The following is a 17,994-nucleotide window of genomic DNA, read 5'->3' on the forward strand; positions in this document are numbered from 1 at the left end:
AATGGTTTGCGCTTGGCGCCGCGCGTCCGGCTTCAGCCTCTTGTCTAACATTCACATGGAAGGTGCAATGAACAGGGAAACCACGGAAAGCCTCGTCGCAGGCATCGAGGAATGGGTGCGGCTGGAATCGCCGACACACGACCCGGGGCGGGTCGGGCAGATGATGCAAATGGCCGGGGAGCAAGCGCGCAAGCTGGGCCTGAGCGCGAGTATCGAGCCGTTGGCCGGCGACGTGGGGCCCTTGCTATGCGTCAGTAATCGCAAAACCGGGGATGATCGACCGGGCATACTGATTCTCGCGCACCTCGATACCGTCCATCCCGTCGGCACGCTGCTTGAAAACCCGGTCCGGCAAGAGGGCGACCGCCTGTACGGCCCCGGCACGTACGACATGAAGGCCGGCGCTTACCTGGCGCTGGCCGCCATGGGGCAGGCGACCGCAAACGGCGGCACGGCGCTGCCCGTCGATTACTTGTTTTCGCCCGACGAGGAGACCGGCAGCCACGCCTCGCGGGCCAGCATCGAACATTACGCGGCGCGTGCGCGCTGTGTGCTGGTGACCGAACCGGCAAGGGCCGACGGCGGACGATGCGTGACCGCGCGCAAAGGCACGGGGATGGTCACCCTTACCGCGCGCGGTCGGCCGTCGCATGCTGGCGTCGCACACGAAAAAGGACGGAGCGCGATCAAGGAGATGGCGCACCAGGTCCTGGCGCTCGAAGCCATGACCGACTATGCACGAGGCATCACCGTCAGCGTCGGCACACTGAAAGGCGGCACCGCCACCAACGTGGTCCCGGCCGAATGCAGGGCGGTCGTCGATTTCCGGGTGCCCGATCGGGAAGCGGCCGAATTCATCCTGTCGCGCATCAATGCGCTGAAGGCCGTCGACCCCGACGTCGAACTGGCCGTCAAGGCGGAACTCAATCGCCCGCCCATGACGCGCAGCGACGGAACGGCGAAATTGCTGGCCGTCGCCCAGGATTGCGCGCGTCGTGCCGGATTCGAACTCGAAGAGGCCCCCATGACCGGAGGCGGCAGCGACGCCAATTTCACCGCCGCCCTGGGCATCCCTACCATCGACGGCGTTGGCGCGGATGGCGATGGCGCCCACACCTTGAACGAGCACATCCTCGTCTCGACACTGGAAAAAAGACTGGAGTTCTGGCGGCTGCTGCTGGCTGAACTGACCTGATTCGGGGTCAGACCCCATGCGGGGTCTGACCCCTTTTCCGAGGCGGCCAGGTTGATCGAAGTTCAGACCCCGCATGGGGTCTGACCCTTTTTCATAACGATGATAAGGTTGCCCGGGGTCAGACCCCTTCATGACGGTTGTTCGGGGTCAGACCCCGTATGGGGTCTGACCCCCTCTACCCGCGCCGTTTTCCATCAAATGGAATTGTTCTTCCCGCAGCCCGCGCCGCGCCTATAATGCCATCCGGCGCCCGAAGTCGGCGCATCACAGGAGCCATCATGGGAGGTAAAGCGGCACAAGGCGACGTTGGAACGATAGAAAGGGCGGTGCAATTGATGAAGCATATGGCCACTGCGGGACGCAGGGGGCTGCCGCTCACCCGGCTCGCTTCGGACACCGGCCTGCCTTATTCCACCGTGCACCGCCTGTTGCAGCGGCTGATACAGCAGCGGATGGTGGTGCAGAACGAGTCCAACAAGCGCTATCTGCTTGGCCCGCTGGCCTTCGAGCTGGGCGTGGCGGCCTCGATGTCCTTCGATCTGCGCGAGCCCTGCCGCCGTTACTTGCTATCCCTTGCCGAAGAGGTCGGCGATACCGTGTACCTAACTGTGCGCAGTGGCGCGGACGCGGTCTGCCTGGACCGCTACGAAGGGCCGTCGCCCGTTCGCGTACTGACGCTGGAGGTCGGCAGCAGGCGGCCGCTGGGCCTGGGCGCGGGCGGCTTGGCAATGCTGGCCTTTCTGCCCGAGGAAGAGCGCGAAGCCCTGATCGCCAGCTTGGCCACCGATGTTCCAGCCAAAGGCGGAAGCCGCCTTGAAATCGATTTGCACAAAGCGGTCGCGCGCTGCAGGAAGGACGGTTATGCTTTTATCCGGAACCAGGTCAATCCGGGTGTGTCCGCCGTGGGCGTACCCTTGTTCGATTCTCTGGACCAGCCCATCGCCGCGATCAGCGTGGCCGCCATCGACGGGCGCATGGGCCCGGCCCGCATACAGTCCCTGGCTTCCATCCTGCAGACCCGGGCAAGGGCCATACGCAAGGCGCTGAACGCCGCAGCTTGAGTCCTTCGCGCAGATCATTTCCATCCAATGGAAAACTGTGGCGCATTCGGCGCGGGGCTCTCTATAGTCTGTCCTTGACGCTCACAAGAATCAAGGAGACCCCGATGGAATTCAATTTCAAAGCACTGCTGGCCGGTCTGGCCATGGCTTTCGCAAGCGGTGCCGCCACTGCCGCCTATCCCGAAAAACCCGTTACGCTGATTCACGGCTTCGGTGCCGGCGGCAACGCCGATTCGGTCGCGCGGCTCGTCGCGGCAGAGCTCGAAGGCCGTCTCAAGCAACCTTTCGTGGTGGAATCCCGGACCGGCGCCGGCGGCACCATTGCGTCCGGCCATGTCGCAAAGGCGCCCGCCGACGGCTATACGCTGATCATGCTGACCGGTGGGCATACCGCTTCGGCCGCGGTCCGCAAGTCGGTTCCCTACGATCCCGTGGCCGACTTCTCCATGATCTCCACGGTCACGCAATTTCCTTTCGTCGTGGCCGTCAGCGCCGATAATCCCGCCAAGACGCTGGCCCAGCTGCTGGAGACCGCGCGTGGGAAATCCGACGGTGTGAGTTTTTCCTCCGTGGGCGTCGGCTCCACCCAGCACCTGACGGGCGAACTGCTGGCGTCCACCGCCAAGGCCCCCATGTTGCATATTCCATACCGGGGCGGCGGCGCGCCCGTCGTATCGGTGATCGCCGGCGACGTCGACGTCCTTGTCGATACGGCGACCGTGGCAGGCCCGCAAATCCACGCAGGAAAGCTGCGCGCCTTGGCGGTGACCAGCAGCGAGCCCTGGCCCTTGTTGCCCGACGTGCCTCCGGCCAATAAGGCCTTGCCCGGCTTCGAGGTGATGTCGTGGCTGGGGCTGGCGGCGCCCGCCGGAACGCCGGCCGACGTGATCGGCAAGCTGAACGCCACTTTGGACGACATCCTGAAGGATCCCGGCGTCAGGAAGAAGCTCAACGATATGGGAAGCGAACCTTACTACAGCTCGCCCGACGGCATGCGCGACATGATCCGCGACAACATCGTCCAGTGGAAGCAGGTCGTGCAGCAAGCCCAGATCCCTCAGCAGTGAAACAGCAACAACGAGTAGGAAGAAGGTACTATGAAGCTCGCATCTTTACGTTCGGGTCGGGACGGCGCGTTGGCCGTCGTCAGCCGCGACCTGGGCAAGGCAGTGAAGGCCGGGGCGGCCGCGCCCACCATGCAGTACGCGCTCGATAACTGGGCCCAGGTGTCTCCTGCGCTCCAACGCTTGTATGACCAGCTCAATGCGGGCGATGTCGAGGGGCAGTTTCCGCTCGATCTCGACACACTGGCGGCGCCCCTGCCGCGCGCATACCAGTTCCTGGACGGCGCGGCCTACGCCAGCCATATCAAGCGCAACCGTGCCGCGCGAGGCGAGGCCATACCCGACGATTTCTACGAGAAACCCTTGGTGTACCAAGGAATATCGCATGGCTTCATGGCCTGGAACGAGACGGTGAAGCTTCCTTCCGATGACCTGGGCATCGATTTCGAAGCCGAGATCTTCGCGGTGACTGACGACGTGCCCGTGGGCGTCGATCGCGAAGACGCAAGCCGGCACATCAAGCTTTTCGTCTTGATGAACGATATTTCGCTGCGGTCTTTGATCCCGGCCGAGCTGAAGCGCACCTTTGGCTTCCTGACGGGCAAGCCGGCGTCCAGCATGGGACCCATTGCCGTTACACCCGACGAGCTTGGCGACCTGTGGGACGGCAAGCTGGTGGCCGGCACCATGAAGTGCTGGGTGCGCGGCAAACAGGTGGGCAATATCGAAACCGGTATCGACACTCCCTTCCATTATGGCGACTTGATCGCCCACGTTGCCCAGACCCGCCCGTTCGAACCGGGCAGCCTGGTGGGACTGGGCACGGTGTCGAACGAAGACGAGAGCGCCGGCTGCGGATGCATCGGCGAGATCCGCGCCCTCGAAACCTTGAACTCGGGCGCCGCCACGACGCCGCTGCTGCGCTTCGGGGATGAAGTCCGTATTGAACATTTCGATCGGGAAGGCAATTCCGTCTTTGGACGGATTCAGCAGACTTTTGCTGCGCTCGATCACTGACAGGAGACCGCCATGCTGTGCAAAGGCCTGCATCACGCTGCATTCCGCTGCAAGGATGCCCGCGAGACCGTTGACTTCTATACCAAGGTGCTGGGACTGAAGTTCATACATGCGATGGGTGAAGACCACGTGCCGTCCACGGGGGCTTACAGCCCTCATGTCCACATTTTTTTCGAAATGGAGGACGGCAGCTGCATCGCTTTCTTCGAGCTCCCCCGCGACAAGGGCGAGCCGTCCGGACGCGACGCGGAAACGCCGGGCTGGGTCCAGCATTTCGCTTTCCGCGTCAAGGACGAAGATACCTTGCTGAAGGCCAAGGCGGATCTCGAGGCCAAGGGCATTCCGGTCATTGGCCCGGTCAACCATGACGATTTTCTGCTGTCCATCTACTTTTTCGATCCGTCCGGACACAGGCTGGAGCTGGGCGTCCAGATATCGACTCCTCAGCAGGATGCCCAGTTCCGTGCCGAAGCAATGGATGTCCTGCGCCTGTGGGAGCAGACGCATGACTGGTCCCAGCGGGAAAAGCTGTTCGGCGGAAAGACGGGTTATCAGCGGGTTTGAAGCGTCAAAGGGTCAGACCCCATGCGGGGTCTGACCCTGCTGCAAAGGACTTGGGGCCGGATCCCATGCGGGGCCTGGCCCTGTTGCAAAGGGCTTGGGGTCAGACCCCGTACGGGGTCTGACCCCTACACCGGCTGCAGGCCCGATGCCTTTACGACGGCGGCATACTTGGCCATTTCCGAACGGAAGAAGGCGGCGGTTTCCTTGGGAGCCATGTTGACGATATTGTTGCCCTGGGCCTTCATGCTGACCTGCACGGCGGGGTCGTTGAACGCCGTTTTCAGCGCCTGATGAAAGCGCTGCACGTCCTTGTCGGGCAGGCCCGCCGGCCCCACGGCGGCAAACCATCCGTCGCATTCGTACTCGGTGACACCTTGTTCCGCGATGGTGGGAAGGTCGGGCATGCTTTCCATGCGCTTTGCGCCGCAGGCGCCCAGGGCGCGCAACGCCCCGCTTTCCACCTGCTTCTTTACGGACGGCAGCGACAGGACGCCGAAATCCACTTGGCCGCCGATCAGATCGGTCATCATGGGCGCGACGCCGCGATACGGAATATGGCGAGCCGAGGCGCCGGCCTGATGCACGAACATTTCGACGGCCAGATGCAGAATCGTTCCATTTCCCGAAGACGCATAGGTGTATTTGTCGGGACTGGCTTTCAGTTCGCTCACCAGTTCCTGGATGTTGCGCGCCTTGATGGTGTTTGGATTCACGACCAGCATGAAGGGCGTGGACCCCACGACCGAGATGGGGGTGATGTCCGCGATCGGGTCAAAGGGTACCGACTTGTATACGCTGGGATATACGACGTGATTGTTGGAAACCATGCCGATGGTGAATCCGTTTGGTTCGGCCTTGACGATGGCGCTGGTGCCGATGATGCCGCCGGCGCCCGGCCGGTTGTCGACGACGACCGTTTGGCCGAGCGCGTGGGCGAGCGCTTCGGAGGCCGAGCGCGTGATGGTGTCTACGCCGGACCCGACGCTGACCGGCAAGATCAATGTGACGGGGCGATCGCTTTGGGCGCGGCCGCCAAAGGGCAACGCCACCGCGGCGGCGCCCAGGCCGGCCAATACATGGCGGCGGGTCGGTGAAAAATTGTTCATTCTCGTCTCCTTGGTGTATATAAGGTCCTGCCTTCGTGATTTATTGAATGGCGCCGGCTGTTCTGAGCGCCTGGATATCGGCTGCGCCGTAACCGAGATCCTGCAGCAGGCTGTCGCTGTGTTCGCCCAATTGAGGAGGGGAGTTCCGCACGCCCAGGCGCTTTCCGGCGAGCACCAGCGGCAACAGCGGAACGCGCGTGTCCTGCCCGGCCATGGCGCCGTCGGGCACCCGGATGTCGGCAAGCCCGCCGGTGGCATTCAGGTGCGGGTCATCGAACAGGTCTTCGGGACGCGCGATGGGGGCAAAGGGCAGGCCTTGCGCCTCGAAGGTCTCGGCGAGGGCCTGAGCGCTGTAGCCGGCCAGGCGTTCGCGCAGGTCGGCCAGCAGGGTGGGGCGCATCTGCACGCGCAGGTTGTTGGTGGCGAGGTCCTCGCGGCGCTTCAGGTCATCGAAGCCGAAGGCGTCGCAGAAGGTGTTCCACTGGCTGTCGCTGACCGCCGCCAGGAAGATCTGTTCGCCGTCCTTGACCGTGAAAACATCGTACAAAGCCCAGGCGGAGATGCGTTCCGGCATGGGGGCGGCGGCCTGGCCCGTCAGCATGTACTGAAGCATGTGCTGGCCCACCAGGAACACATTGTTTTCGAACAGGGCCGACTGGACCTCCTGGCCCTTCCCGGTGATGCCGCGGCTGATCAGCGCCGCCATCACGCCTATCGCACCGAACATGCCGCCCATGATGTCGTTCACGCTGCTTCCAGCCCGCAGAGGATCGCCCGGCCTTCCCGTCATGTAGGCGAGTCCGCCCATCATCTGCACGACCTCGTCCAGGGCCGTGCGGTTTTCATAAGGACCGGGCAGAAAACCCTTGTGGCTGACATAGATGATTTTTTCGTTCTTTGCGCGCAGGGATGCGTAGTCCAGTCCATACTTTTGCATGACGCCCGGGCGGAAGTTCTCGATGAGCACGTCCGCGCCTTCGCCCAGCTGCCGCGCGATGGCGGCCGCTTCCGGCTTGCGCAGGTCGAGCGCCATGCTTTTCTTGTTGCGATTGAACATGGGGAAGAAGCCGGCGCCGGCGCCCAGCAGGTGGCGGGTCCGGTCGCCGTCTATGGGCTCGATCTTGATCACCTCGGCGCCCAGGTCGGCCAGTATGAGCCCGCAAGTGGGACCCATCACCATGTGGGTGAACTCCAGTACGCGCAGGCCGGAAAGAGGCAGGGCGGCCTGGGTCGTGGCGGGAACGGTGTCTTCGGTAGTCATCTGCTTGGAAATTCCGTTACGGTTTGTTTGGCGGGCATCATGAGGCGGCGCGGGTCCTGGGCAGGCCGGCCCGCCAGAGCGCACCATGCAGCGGTACGTCGCACAAATGGTCGGCAACAAGGGCGCGCGCTTGCAGCAGGTGCTCAAGGTCGATGCCGGTGTCGTGCCCCATGCTTTCCAGCATGAAGGCCAAGTCTTCGGTGCTGACGTTTCCGCTGGCTCCGGGCGCATGCGGACAGCCGCCGATTCCTGCCAGGCAGGCGTCGAAGCGGCGTACTCCTGCCTGCAGCGCCGCCAGGGTATTGGCCAGGCCCAGGCCGCGGGTGTCATGGAAGTGGGCGCCATGCAAGCGATCTCCGATGGCTGCCTGGACCCGGCTGAACAATTCATTCACGGCCGCCGGGTCGGCATAACCGACGGTGTCGGCCAGGCTGATGCGATCGACGCCGGCTTCCAGCAGCGCCAGGGCCAGGCGCAGCACTTCGTCCTGGGCCACATGCCCTTGCAGTGTGCATCCGAAGGCGGTTCCGATGCCGCCTTCGATCAAGGCCCGGGAACCGGCCGCATCCCGCGCCGCGCGTATTCTTGCTGCCTCACGGACGACATCGTCCGGGGTCTTCCGCAGATTGGCGAGACTGTGCTCGCGGCTGGCCGACAAGGGCAGCAGCATCAAGTCGACTTCGGCAGCGATCGCGCGCTCCGCGCCTTTCAGATTGGGTATCAGCACCGAGACCCGCAAGCCGTCAAAGGCGCGCGCCGCTTTCACCAGCTCGGCGGTATCCGCGAGTTGTGGCAGGAGATGCGGTGGAACGAACGAGCCCACTTCGATTTCGCGCAGGCCCGCAGCATGGGCTGCGGCAATCCATTCCAGTTTCCGGTCGGTGGGCACGGTCTGGGCAATGCTTTGCAAGCCATCTCTCAGGCCGACTTCCCGAATGGCGACTTTTTCTTTCACGACAGACATGTGCAGGACCTCAGCGACCGATAGTCTATTGATTCTAGCTATTCTTTATCGAGTATGCTTCGTTAATAAAGAACGAGTAATTTTCCATACGGGAATATCATGCGGGATATCGACATCACGACGCTGCGGCTGTTCGTGGCCGTGTGCGAGTTGCGCAGCATGTCGCGAGTGAGCGAGGATGCGAATATGGTGCCATCGGCCATCAGTAAGCGCTTGGCGGCACTGGAGGAAGCCCTGGGCGTGCCATTGCTGATTCGCCGGCGGCGCGGCGTGGAGCCCACGGCGGCCGGCGAAACCTTGCTCGAGCACGCACGCGCCATTCTGGCGGGCGCCGATCAGATTCACCGGGACATGTCGGCATATGCGGCGGGAGTGAAAGGCCTGATCAAGGTACTGGCCAGTTCGTCCGCAATGGCCGAGTCTCTGGCGGACGACATCGCCGGCTTTCTGCACATACCCGCGCACCACGACATACGCGTGAGTCTCGAGGAGGCCGTCAGCGAAAAGGTCGTTCAGGGTGTGCGTGCCGGTGTCGCGTCCCTGGGCATATGCTGGGATGCCGCCGACTTTCAGGGACTGGAACACGTCCCGTATCGGCATGACCACCTGGCGGTGCTGGTTCCGGAGGGGCACCCGCTTGCCGGCCGCAAGACGGTGGCGTTCGAGGAGGTCCTGGACTACGAGCAAGTGAGCCTTCCGCCCACGACCGCGGTCGTCAGTTACATGCGCAGGCAGGCTGCGTTACTGGGCCGCACATTTTCCCATCGCGTCACGGTGTCGAACTTCGATTCCGCATTGAGAGTCGTGCAGGCACGCCTGGGGGTGAGCATTGCGCCCAGAGAAGTGCTGGCCGCGCGGCACAGCGCCAGCGGAATCGTGGCGGTGGATTTATCGGATTCGTGGGCGAAACGAAGATTCGCGGTGTGCTTTCAGTCGCGGGCCTCATTGACACCCGCCGCACGGCTGCTGATGGAGTATTTGGGGTCAGACCCCGTACGGGGTCTGACCCCCGGGGCAGCCCCGGGCGCAGGCCCCACCGGCAAGCAGTCCAGATGAGACTGGGGTCAGACCCCATGGGGTCTGACCCCTTGAAATCAGGCGGTGGTGTGCAGAATCGTTCCCACATTGCCGACAGTGGCCAGACGCGGAACCGCGGATTCGACCAGGTTGGTGATGGCATCGGCCTGCATGTCGAGCGTTTTCCGCAGCACGGTCATTTGCTGCTGCTGTTGCGCATTGGCGGTTTCGATGGCAAGTGCGGTGCTTACGGTGGCATCGATGGACATGCTCATTGGTGTGTCTCCTGATGGACGATGGTTTGATTGCTTCGGGGTCAGACCCCGCATGGGGTCTGACCCCAAGATAGCAAGAGCCGTTTCCGATAGTAGCATAGGGGTCAGACCCGTATCGGGTCCGACCCCCGATTTCCGCTACTGAGGGGTCAGACCCCGTACGGGGTCTGACCCCAGCTTTTTGCCAGTACGGGATCCGACCCTTCAAAGCGAAATCGCCGTGTTTTCCGTATCCACTTCGAGCTGGTTGTTGGCGTTGCGCGACCAGGTCATTCTGTATTCGAAGCGATCGGGCGTGTAAAGGATTTCGGCAAAGTCGACGGGCCGGCCATCCGTATCGATGAAGACCCGGCGCAGCTTCAGCAAGGGGCTGCCCACGCTGACTTTCAGCAGCCTGGCCGATACATTGTCGGCCAGCGTGCAGGTTATGGCCTGCTGCACCTGCGCAATGGTGACCGAGCGCTGGATCAGGTCGATAAGCGGCGTGTTGAGCATGTCGTCGGCCGTGAAGCTGCGTCCTATGCTTTCCAGCACGTAGCTGGTCGAGTGCGAGAAGGGTTCGCTGTTCAGGTGGCGGACCCGCGAAGCGCGCTGGACCACGGTGCCGACGGGAATGCGAAGCTGCTCCGCCACGTAAGGGTTGGCGGGCTGGTATTCGAAAGCGTCGATTTCGACCGACGTGCCCTGGCCGATCACCGACAGGCTCGTCAGCAGCCCGTCGATGCTGGCGGAAATTGGGCTGCCTACGCGCATCGACGCACCCGCCTGGGTAACCGTCGTTCCCCGGCCGCGCGAGCGCTCGACCAGGCCTTCCGCGGCCAGATCATCCAGCGCGCGCTTGACGGTGATGCGGCTGACTCCGAAACTGGTCATGAGGTCTGCCTCGGAGGGCAGGACATGGCCGGCACGGTAGTCGCCGTTCACGATGCGCTCCCTCAGTATGACGTACAGGCGGTGATAGAGCGGCAAAGGCGATTCGCCATGCGCTAGGGTATGGACAGCGTTTCTATCTTTTCTTTTCATTCCACATCACTTCCCTTGTTGCGTTGGAGGGCCCTAGGGGTATGTACTAGTATGGACGGATTTGTCTAATGATATAGCATTAGGTCTTTTACGGCAAAGAAAATCAGGAGATCACCATGGAACTGTCCAGCAAGTCGGCTCGTGAATTGTATGAAGGCATCAAACAGAAGCCGACTCGTCCTCGATTCGGTTTTGGCCGCAAGCCCGTGCTGGTGAATATCGATCTTCAAAAGTCCTATACCAACGTCGGCGAATTCATCACCGCCTATGAAACGGATCCCAAGCAGCTGGACTACGTCAACGAGCTGGCGGACCTGTTCCGCGCCAACAGCCTGCCGGTCGTCTGGACTTTCGTGGGCTATATGGAGTCGGGCGAAGATTGCGGTGTGTGGGGTACGCGCACCGACACGCCGGACTCCCTGCAGAACATCAAGCTGGGATCGCGCCGGTCCGAATTCGACGACCGTCTGCGCATCGATCATGTGCGCGACGTCATCATCAACAAGCGCATGGCGTCGGCATTCTTTGAAACCAATCTGCGTTCGCTCATGACCTGGCACGGTTGCGACAGTGTCATCGTGACGGGCGGATCGACGTCGGGTTGCGTGCGGGCCACGGTCGTCGATGCCTTGTCCTGCGGCTATCGGGTAAGCGTTCCCGAGGAATGCGTGGCCGACAAGCATGAAGGGCCCCATTTTGCGAACCTGTACGACATGGCCATCAAGTATGCCGACGTCGTGCCGGTCGCCGAGGTGATCGCGCACCTGAAGCAATACAAGGGGGTCTGACCATGAGCCGCATCATGACGAACGATCCCGGGCTCTACGGGTATCTGCCCTATCGCGGCAGGCCGAAAATCACCTGGCCCGGCGACGCGCGGATCGCCGTATGGATCGCGCCGAACATCGAGTTCTACGAAATGAACCCGGAGCCGAACCCCATCCGTGCTCCCTGGCCCCGGCCCAACCCCGACGTGGTGGGTTATTCGCACCGCGACTACGGCAACCGCGCGGGCTGGCAGCGCATGATGCGGGCCATGGACGAGACCGGTTTTCGCGGCTCCGTATCGCTGAACGTCGCCTTGTGCGAACACCACCCCGAGATCATCAAGGCCTGCGCCGACCGCGGCTGGGAATTCTTCTCGCATGGCATCTACAACACGCGCTACACCTACGGCATGACGCCGGAACAGGAGCGCGCGATCATCGTGGATTCCCGCGAGACCATCGCCAAATGGACGGGCCAGACGCTGGACGGCTGGCTGTCGCCGGCACTGTCCAACAACACCTGGACGATGGACCTGCTGGCTGAAGAAGGCGTGCTGTACACCTGCGACCTGTTCCACGACGACCAGCCCACGCCCATCAACGTGGCCAGCGGCAAGCTGATCAGCATTCCGTATTCGCTGGAAATGAACGACACCATCGTCTACAACACGAATCAGTACACGCCGCGCCATTACGGCGAAATGATCAAGCGCCAGTTCGACCAGCTCTATGCCGAGGGCGCCGAGTCGGGCACCGTCATGTGCGTGCCGCTGCATCCTTACCTGGTGGGCCAGCCTCATCGCATAGACGCCTTTGCCGAGGCGCTTGCACACATCGCCGGCCACGACAAGGTCTGGCTGGCCACGGGGCGCGAGATCGCCAGGCATTACATCGATCATCACTATGACGCGGTGGCGAGCGCCATATCGGCCCACGACGCGAAACGAGGATAGCACCATGTCCCTGAGCAACGATTACCTGAACTATCCCTGGCGTCGCCATGGCATGGACCACGAACGCTATGCCTGGTCGGACCTTTTCGAGCGCAAGCCGGTTCAGTGGCCGGGCGGCGCGCGGATCGCCCTTTGGGTGACGCCCATACTGCAATGGTTTCCCCTGGACATGAAAGGCAAGCCCTTCCGTGCGCCGGGCGGATTGACCATGCCTTTTCCCGACTTCCGGCATTACACGAATCGCGACTATGGAAACCGGGTCGGCATCTTTCGCATACTCAAGGTGCTGGACGACTTGACGCTTCCTTCCTCGATCGCCTTGAATGCCATCATCGCGCAGCGCTACCCCGGCCTGATCGAAGAGCTTCTGAAGCATGATGCGGAAATCATCGCACACGGCCAGGACATGGACAGCATCCACTACACCGGCATGCCGCGCGACGAAGAAGACGCGCTCATCCGTGGCGCCCTGGAAACCCTGCGTAAAGCCACTGGGCAAGAAGTCACCGGCTGGCTGTCGCCAGGGCGGGCCCAATCCGCCGATACCCCCGACCTGCTGGCGGCCAATGGCGTGGCGTATTCCTGCGATTGGGCCAACGACGACCTGCCTTACGCCATGAAGACCGCACGTGGGACGCATTATGCGATGCCCATGGCGTACGAGACTGATGATCGCGTGGTGATGCTGGAACTGCACCAGTCCGAAGACGAATGGGCCCGGCAGATCAAGGACCGCTTCGATGTCCTGTACCGGGAATCCGCCGAGTACGGCGGGCGCGTCATGAGCCTGCCTTTGCACGCCTGGGTCAGCGGCGTGCCTTACCGGATCGGCAAGGTACGCGAAGTGCTCGAATATATCCTTGGGCACAGCGGGGTCTGGGCCGCCAGCGGCGCCGACATCCTGTCCGCTTACGTCGCGGGACAAGAAAATGAGCATGCTTGAGCCGCACACCGGGAACGTCCCCAGGACGATGTTCGACAAGATCTGGGACCGGCATGTAATCATTGCGCGTGAAAATGGCCCGTCGCTGCTGTACATCGATCGGGACATCATCCACGAAGGCTCTTTCCATGCCTTCGCGGACTTGCGGCGCCGCGGCCTGTCGGTGCGCTCGCCGAAGCAGGTATTCGGCATTCCCGACCACTATGTGCCGACCCGATCGCGCAGTTCGGCCGGCGCCGCGACCCCCGAGATCGCGCGCATGATCGATCAGTTCGACGAGAACATGAGCTGGGGCGGCGTCAACAACTTCCCGCTGTCCGATCCGCGCCAGGGCATCGTCCACGTGGTGGGGCCGGAGCAGGGCATCACCCTGCCAGGCCTTACGGTCGTGTGCAGCGACAGCCACACGTCGACGCATGGCGCGCTGGGCGCCATCGCCTTCGGCATCGGGCAGTCCGAGAATGCGCACGTGATGGCCACCCAGACCCTGTGGCAGGTCCGGCCCAAGGTGATGCGCATCAGCGTCACCGGCAAGCGGGCGCCCGGGGTGAGCGCCAAAGACATCATCCTGGCGATCATCGGGCGCATCGGCTCGGCGGGCGCCACCGGCTATGCCATCGAGTACGCCGGTCCGGTCATCGAGGCGCTGTCCATCGAAGAGCGCTTGACGGTGTGCAACATGTCCATCGAGGCCGGTGCCCGTTGCGGCATGGTCGCGCCCGACGACACCACCTTCGACTACCTGAAGGGGCGTCCCTATGCGCCCGGCGGGAAGGACTGGGACCAGGCGGTGGCATATTGGCGCAGCCTGCCTACCGACGCCGGCGCGGTGTTCGACCTGGACATCGAGCTCGACGGCAGTGCCATCGAACCCATGGTGACGTGGGGAACCAGTCCGGAAGACGCCTTGCCGATCAGTGCTTCGGTGCCCGATCCGCAGTCGTTCGCCGATCCGCAGCGTCGGGCGGCGGCCGCCGCGGCGCAGGAATACATGGGCCTGGTGCCGGGCACCAGGCTGGACGAAGTGGACATTGATACGGTGTTCATCGGTTCCTGTACCAACAGCCGGCTTGAAGACCTGCGCGCGGCAGCGGCGGTCCTCAAGGGACGCAAGGCCGTCGTGCCCGGGATGGTGGTGCCGGGCTCGGGCCTGGTCAGGAGGGCGGCCGAGGCCGAGGGCCTGGACCGCATTTTCATTGACGCCGGCCTGCAATGGCTGGAATCCGGCTGCTCCATGTGCGCGGCCATGAACGGCGACGTGGTGCCTGCGGGCAAGCGCTGCGCATCGACATCCAACCGCAACTTCGTAGGAAGGCAGGGGCCGGGCGCGCGCACTCATCTGGTCAGCCCCGCCATGGCCGCGGCGGCAGCGGTGACCGGCCGCTTGACCGACGTCAGAAAGCTATTGGGAGACTGACCGCATGCAGGCATTCATATGTGAAACCGGTATTGCCGCGCCGCTGGAAGGCCGGAATATCGATACCGACCAGATCGTCCCTGCACGCTTCCTTAAGGTCGACCGAAGCAAAGGCTATGGGCGGATCTTCTTTCATGATCTGCGCTTCGACGCGGATGGCAACGAGCATGCGGATTTCATCCTCAATCGGGAGCCATTCCGGCAGGCCTCCATTCTTGTGGCCGACGTGAATTTCGGTTGTGGATCGTCCCGCGAAGCCGCGGTCTACGCCTTGGCCGACTTCGGCATCCGTGCGGTCATCGCGCCCAGCTTCGGCGATATTTTTTACAACAACTGCCTGAAGAACGGCATCGTGCCCGTGCGCCTGGACGAGGCGGTCGTCAACGAGCTGCGAACGCGGCTGCGCGAAAGCAATGACCGCATGGTCACCGTCGATCTCCAGAACCTGTCGGTGAGCTTGCCGGGCGGCGGCCGTCACGACTTCGCCATCGATCCTTTCTGGCGCGATTGCCTGTTGAAGGGCGTGGACGACCTGGAATTGACCTTGAGCCACGAACAGGAAATCAAGCGGTTCGAGGCGCGGTATTACTCGGAAATGCCGTGGGCGCGTGTCCCCGGGATGTCCTGATTCAAGATTGAGGATGACAAGATGGCGGTGAAACCGGCAGAACAGGCCAAGTTCGAGTTCAGCGTACCCGTGGTGGTGATAGGCGCCGGCGCCTGCGGCCTGACGGCGGCTTTGTCCCTGGCCGAGCAGGGCGTGGATGTCCTGGTGCTGGAACGCGACGAGCACCCCACAGGCAGCACATCGTTGTCGGCCGGCCTCATTCCGGCCGCCGGCACACGGCTGCAGCGCGAGAAGGGCATCGAGGACAGCGCCGCGCAATTCGCCGCCGACATCTCGGCCAAGGCGCATGGGCAGAACGATCCTGTCGTCGTCCGGGCGGTGGCCGAGGCCTCGGGGCCGACGGTGGATTGGCTGATCGACGTCCAGAAGCTCGACCTGCACCTTGTGGAGGGGTTCCGGTATCCGGGGCACTCGCAGCTGCGCATGCATGGTCCGCACTCGCAATCGGGCGCCGATCTGGAAGGCATGCTGCTCACGGCCGCCGGATCGGCAGGCGTCGACATCATCACCAGCGCATCGGCCGAAGACCTGTATGCCGATGGGCAAGGGCGGATTACCGCCGTGGGTTTCCGCCGGCCCGACGGCTCCATGGAGGTCGTGGGTTGTGATGCCGTGATCCTCGCCTGCAATGGGTTTGGCGGTAATCCCGACAAGCTGCGGCAGTACATTCCCGAGATGGCCGAGGCGGAGTATTTCGGCCACACTTCGAATACGGGCGATGCGCTCGACTGGGGCGTCGCGCTGGGCGCTCAGACCCGCGACCTGGGAGCCTATCAGGGGCATGGGTCCGTTTCCACGCCGCACGGGTCCTTGCTTACCTGGGCGGTCATCACCCTGGGCGGCATCCAGGTCAATCAGAACGGAGAGCGTTTCGCCGACGAAATGCAGGGTTATTCCGAACACGCCCAGGAAGTGTTGCGCCAGCCGGGCAAAGTGGCCTGGGATATCTACGATGCCCGCTGCGAGGAACCGGCGCTCGCTTTCCAGGACTATAAGGAACTCGTCGCCATGGGCGGCGTTCGCCAGGCGGGCAGCGTGGCCGAGCTGGCTGCGGTGACGGGGCTGCCGCAGGCGGCGCTGGAGCGCACGCTGCGCGGTGTCGAGGCCTGCGTCCGCGGCCAAGCCGCCGACGAGTACGGCCGCGACTTCACCGGCAACATTCCCCTGGCGCCGCCTTATCGGGCCGCCAAGGTGACGGGCGCTCTTTTCCATACGCAAGGCGGGCTGGCGATCGACAGCTCCGCCCGCGTGCTGAAGGCCGACGGGCAGCCGTTGCCGAACCTGTATGCCGGCGGCGGCGCGGCGCGCGGGTTCTGCGGCCCGGCGGCATTTGGCTACCTCTCCGGAAACGGTCTGCTGTCGGCGGTTGTTCTGGGGCGCATTGCAGCACTTTCTTTCTTAACGACGCAGCACTTGATTTCAACTTCGAGGAATAAAAAATGACTATGACACGTACCTCTATCAATCGGCGCAATTTCATCAAGGCGGGCGCAGCGGGCGCCGCCGTGCTGGCTGCGCCGGGAATTCTGCGCGCGCAGACCCCGCCGGCCATCAAGATCGGCATTCTCCAGCCCGTTACAGGCGCATTCTCCATGGACGGCGGATTCGGCCGCACCGGCGCCGAGATGGGCATCGCCAAAGTCAATGCCATGGGAGGCATCAAGGCGCTGGGGGGCGCCAAGTTCGAAATGATCTTTGCCGACGCGCGTTCCAATCCGGAGGCCGCCGTTCAGGAAGTCGAACAGTTGAATGCGCAAGGCGTCGCGGCCATCGTCGGCGGCTTTGCCAGCCCCGTCTGCCTGGCGGCCAGCCAGGCGGCTTCGCGCTACAACCTGCCCTATATCGTCGACGTCGGCGTCACCGACCAGATCATCCAGCGCGGCCTGAAAAACACCTTCCGCTTCAGCCCGGGCTTCTCGCTTTGCACCAAGACCGCCATTGAAAACCTCATCAAGATCAACGATGCGGCGGGCAAGCCCGCCAAGACCATCGTGCTTGTGCATGAAGACGGCTTGTTCGGCTCGGGCCTGGCCAAGATGATGGCGACCGAGCTGCCCAAGCACGGTTTCGAGATCCTGGACTCCATTGCGCACCCGACGCCGGCGCGCGACATGTCCAACGTGGCGCTGCGCATCCGCTCGCTCAAGCCCGACCTGATCATTCCATCTTCCTACTACGGCGAGACGGTGCTGCTGATGCGCACCCTGCAACAGCAGCGGGTTCGCTCCAAAGGCATCTTCTCGGTGCTGAACGGTGCTGCCTCCAACCTTCGCTTCGTCAGGGAATTCCCGGAGGCCGCCGAGAACATCATGGACTGCAACCATTGGCACGATCCGCGCAAACCCGCCGCGCAAGAGCTGCGCAAAGAGGTCGAGGCCGCGGGCAAGGGGTGGAACTACAACATCGCCATCAACTATTCGGACATCCTTCTGCTGGCGGACGCCATCGAGCGCGCCGGCTCGATCGAGCATGACGCCGTCATCGCCGCGCTGGCCTCTTCGACCTTCGACGGCCACGTCATGCCGTACGGGCCCACCAAGTTCGTCGATGGCCAGAACACCGGCGCCGCGCCGGTGTCGACCCAAGTCCAGAAGGGCGACATCAAGGTGATCTTCCCCGAGGAGTTCTCCGACGCGAAGGCCAACTATCCGCTCAAGACCTGAGCGGTCGGCACCTTATCAGCCAGGCGGGCGCGTGAGCGCGCTCCGCCCGCGCTGCGTTGTAACGTCATCATAGAGA

18 protein-coding genes are annotated in these 17,994 nt (G+C 63.2%); 13 read left to right on the plus strand and 5 right to left on the minus strand.

The window, feature by feature from the left end:
- The first annotated feature begins 67 nt into the window (after positions 1–67).
- The 5 genes from ACSBPU_RS07620 (at position 68) to ACSBPU_RS07640 (ending at position 4,901) form a co-directional block, all read left to right on the plus strand.
- On the plus strand, positions 68–1,195 hold the full coding sequence (locus ACSBPU_RS07620) for a M20 family metallopeptidase (protein ID WP_442596931.1): 1,128 nt from the start codon (positions 68–70) through the stop codon (positions 1,193–1,195).
- 278 nt (positions 1,196–1,473) lie between these two features.
- Positions 1,474–2,256, plus strand: a complete 783-nt coding sequence (locus ACSBPU_RS07625; RefSeq protein WP_442596933.1) for an IclR family transcriptional regulator — start codon at positions 1,474–1,476, stop codon at positions 2,254–2,256.
- 104 nt (positions 2,257–2,360) lie between these two features.
- Entirely contained in the window at positions 2,361–3,323 is a 963-nt protein-coding gene (locus tag ACSBPU_RS07630; RefSeq protein WP_442596935.1) for a tripartite tricarboxylate transporter substrate binding protein, read from the plus strand.
- Between the two features lie 30 nt (positions 3,324–3,353).
- Positions 3,354–4,337, plus strand: a complete 984-nt coding sequence (locus ACSBPU_RS07635; protein ID WP_442596937.1) for a fumarylacetoacetate hydrolase family protein — start codon at positions 3,354–3,356, stop codon at positions 4,335–4,337.
- A gap of 12 nt (positions 4,338–4,349) precedes the next feature.
- The gene (locus ACSBPU_RS07640; RefSeq protein ID WP_180067479.1) at positions 4,350–4,901 is read left to right on the plus strand and encodes a VOC family protein; all 552 of its coding nucleotides are present in this window, start codon (positions 4,350–4,352) and stop codon (positions 4,899–4,901) included.
- Between the two features lie 125 nt (positions 4,902–5,026).
- Here the strand turns inward: ACSBPU_RS07640 and ACSBPU_RS07645 are convergent, their stop codons facing one another.
- The 3 genes from ACSBPU_RS07645 to ACSBPU_RS07655 are packed head-to-tail and all read right to left on the minus strand — an operon-like array spanning position 5,027 to position 8,232.
- Entirely contained in the window at positions 5,027–6,007 is a 981-nt protein-coding gene (locus tag ACSBPU_RS07645) for a Bug family tripartite tricarboxylate transporter substrate binding protein (RefSeq protein WP_442596939.1), read from the minus strand.
- Between the two features lie 40 nt (positions 6,008–6,047).
- Positions 6,048–7,268 carry a CaiB/BaiF CoA transferase family protein gene (locus ACSBPU_RS07650; protein ID WP_442596941.1) on the minus strand — a complete coding sequence of 407 codons (1,221 nt, stop codon included), beginning with the start codon at positions 7,266–7,268 and terminating at the stop codon, positions 6,048–6,050.
- 37 nt (positions 7,269–7,305) lie between these two features.
- A complete protein-coding gene (locus ACSBPU_RS07655) occupies positions 7,306–8,232 on the minus strand; it encodes a hydroxymethylglutaryl-CoA lyase (RefSeq protein ID WP_442596943.1) in 927 nt (308 codons plus the stop codon).
- A 99-nt stretch (positions 8,233–8,331) separates the two neighbouring features.
- Here ACSBPU_RS07655 and ACSBPU_RS07660 point away from each other — a divergent pair, with 99 nt between their 5' ends.
- The gene (locus ACSBPU_RS07660) at positions 8,332–9,288 is read left to right on the plus strand and encodes a LysR family transcriptional regulator (RefSeq protein WP_442596945.1); all 957 of its coding nucleotides are present in this window, start codon (positions 8,332–8,334) and stop codon (positions 9,286–9,288) included.
- 38 nt (positions 9,289–9,326) lie between these two features.
- On the opposite strand, the gene ACSBPU_RS07665 is transcribed toward ACSBPU_RS07660, so the two are convergent.
- Positions 9,327–9,524: a putative motility protein gene (locus ACSBPU_RS07665; protein ID WP_442596947.1), complete on the minus strand. Its 198-nt coding sequence runs from the start codon at positions 9,522–9,524 to the stop codon at positions 9,327–9,329.
- 204 nt (positions 9,525–9,728) lie between these two features.
- Positions 9,729–10,547 carry a GntR family transcriptional regulator gene (locus tag ACSBPU_RS07670; protein ID WP_442596949.1) on the minus strand — a complete coding sequence of 273 codons (819 nt, stop codon included), beginning with the start codon at positions 10,545–10,547 and terminating at the stop codon, positions 9,729–9,731.
- A 116-nt stretch (positions 10,548–10,663) separates the two neighbouring features.
- On the opposite strand from ACSBPU_RS07670, the gene ACSBPU_RS07675 reads away from it, so the two are divergent.
- From ACSBPU_RS07675 to ACSBPU_RS07705, 7 genes are read left to right on the plus strand one after another with little or no spacing between them, the layout of a single operon-like run.
- Positions 10,664–11,335, plus strand: a complete 672-nt coding sequence (locus ACSBPU_RS07675) for an isochorismatase family protein (protein ID WP_442596951.1) — start codon at positions 10,664–10,666, stop codon at positions 11,333–11,335.
- Positions 11,336–11,349: 14 nt separating this feature from the next.
- On the plus strand, positions 11,350–12,267 hold the full coding sequence (locus tag ACSBPU_RS07680; protein WP_442596953.1) for a polysaccharide deacetylase family protein: 918 nt from the start codon (positions 11,350–11,352) through the stop codon (positions 12,265–12,267).
- Positions 12,268–12,271: 4 nt separating this feature from the next.
- Positions 12,272–13,210, plus strand: coding sequence for a polysaccharide deacetylase family protein (locus ACSBPU_RS07685; RefSeq protein WP_442596955.1), 939 nt, complete (start codon positions 12,272–12,274; stop codon positions 13,208–13,210).
- Positions 13,203–14,627, plus strand: coding sequence for a 3-isopropylmalate dehydratase large subunit (gene leuC, locus ACSBPU_RS07690; RefSeq protein ID WP_442596957.1), 1,425 nt, complete (start codon positions 13,203–13,205; stop codon positions 14,625–14,627). The genes ACSBPU_RS07685 and leuC overlap by 8 nt, the downstream gene beginning before the upstream one ends.
- A 4-nt stretch (positions 14,628–14,631) precedes the next feature.
- Complete coding sequence (gene leuD, locus ACSBPU_RS07695; RefSeq protein ID WP_442596959.1) at positions 14,632–15,255, plus strand: 3-isopropylmalate dehydratase small subunit; 624 nt, start codon at positions 14,632–14,634, stop codon at positions 15,253–15,255.
- 21 nt (positions 15,256–15,276) lie between these two features.
- Positions 15,277–16,698 (plus strand): FAD-dependent oxidoreductase, encoded by a 1,422-nt coding sequence (locus ACSBPU_RS07700; RefSeq protein ID WP_442596961.1) that lies wholly within the window; start codon positions 15,277–15,279, stop codon positions 16,696–16,698.
- Positions 16,699–16,700: 2 nt separating this feature from the next.
- On the plus strand, positions 16,701–17,918 hold the full coding sequence (locus ACSBPU_RS07705) for an ABC transporter substrate-binding protein (RefSeq protein ID WP_442596963.1): 1,218 nt from the start codon (positions 16,701–16,703) through the stop codon (positions 17,916–17,918).
- Positions 17,919–17,994 lie beyond the last annotated feature (76 nt).

It is taken from the genome of Parapusillimonas sp. JC17, from assembly GCF_052180245.1.
GTDB lineage: Bacteria > Pseudomonadota > Gammaproteobacteria > Burkholderiales > Burkholderiaceae_B > Parapusillimonas.

Excerpts from the sequence above, each read along its gene's own strand:
- ACSBPU_RS07620 (WP_442596931.1), top strand. The coding sequence starts at position 68 with ATGAACAGGGAAACCACGGAAAGCCTCGTCGCAGGCATCGAGGAATGG.
- ACSBPU_RS07625 (WP_442596933.1), top strand. The coding sequence starts at position 1,474 with ATGGGAGGTAAAGCGGCACAAGGCGACGTTGGAACGATAGAAAGGGCG.
- ACSBPU_RS07630 (WP_442596935.1), top strand. The coding sequence starts at position 2,361 with ATGGAATTCAATTTCAAAGCACTGCTGGCCGGTCTGGCCATGGCTTTC.
- ACSBPU_RS07635 (WP_442596937.1), top strand. The coding sequence starts at position 3,354 with ATGAAGCTCGCATCTTTACGTTCGGGTCGGGACGGCGCGTTGGCCGTC.
- ACSBPU_RS07640 (WP_180067479.1), top strand. The coding sequence starts at position 4,350 with ATGCTGTGCAAAGGCCTGCATCACGCTGCATTCCGCTGCAAGGATGCC.
- ACSBPU_RS07645 (WP_442596939.1), bottom strand. The coding sequence starts at position 6,007 with ATGAACAATTTTTCACCGACCCGCCGCCATGTATTGGCCGGCCTGGGC.
- ACSBPU_RS07650 (WP_442596941.1), bottom strand. The coding sequence starts at position 7,268 with ATGACTACCGAAGACACCGTTCCCGCCACGACCCAGGCCGCCCTGCCT.
- ACSBPU_RS07655 (WP_442596943.1), bottom strand. The coding sequence starts at position 8,232 with ATGTCTGTCGTGAAAGAAAAAGTCGCCATTCGGGAAGTCGGCCTGAGA.
- ACSBPU_RS07660 (WP_442596945.1), top strand. The coding sequence starts at position 8,332 with ATGCGGGATATCGACATCACGACGCTGCGGCTGTTCGTGGCCGTGTGC.
- ACSBPU_RS07665 (WP_442596947.1), bottom strand. The coding sequence starts at position 9,524 with ATGAGCATGTCCATCGATGCCACCGTAAGCACCGCACTTGCCATCGAA.
- ACSBPU_RS07670 (WP_442596949.1), bottom strand. The coding sequence starts at position 10,547 with ATGAAAAGAAAAGATAGAAACGCTGTCCATACCCTAGCGCATGGCGAA.
- ACSBPU_RS07675 (WP_442596951.1), top strand. The coding sequence starts at position 10,664 with ATGGAACTGTCCAGCAAGTCGGCTCGTGAATTGTATGAAGGCATCAAA.
- ACSBPU_RS07680 (WP_442596953.1), top strand. The coding sequence starts at position 11,350 with ATGACGAACGATCCCGGGCTCTACGGGTATCTGCCCTATCGCGGCAGG.
- ACSBPU_RS07685 (WP_442596955.1), top strand. The coding sequence starts at position 12,272 with ATGTCCCTGAGCAACGATTACCTGAACTATCCCTGGCGTCGCCATGGC.
- leuC (WP_442596957.1), top strand. The coding sequence starts at position 13,203 with ATGCTTGAGCCGCACACCGGGAACGTCCCCAGGACGATGTTCGACAAG.
- leuD (WP_442596959.1), top strand. The coding sequence starts at position 14,632 with ATGCAGGCATTCATATGTGAAACCGGTATTGCCGCGCCGCTGGAAGGC.
- ACSBPU_RS07700 (WP_442596961.1), top strand. The coding sequence starts at position 15,277 with ATGGCGGTGAAACCGGCAGAACAGGCCAAGTTCGAGTTCAGCGTACCC.
- ACSBPU_RS07705 (WP_442596963.1), top strand. The coding sequence starts at position 16,701 with ATGACACGTACCTCTATCAATCGGCGCAATTTCATCAAGGCGGGCGCA.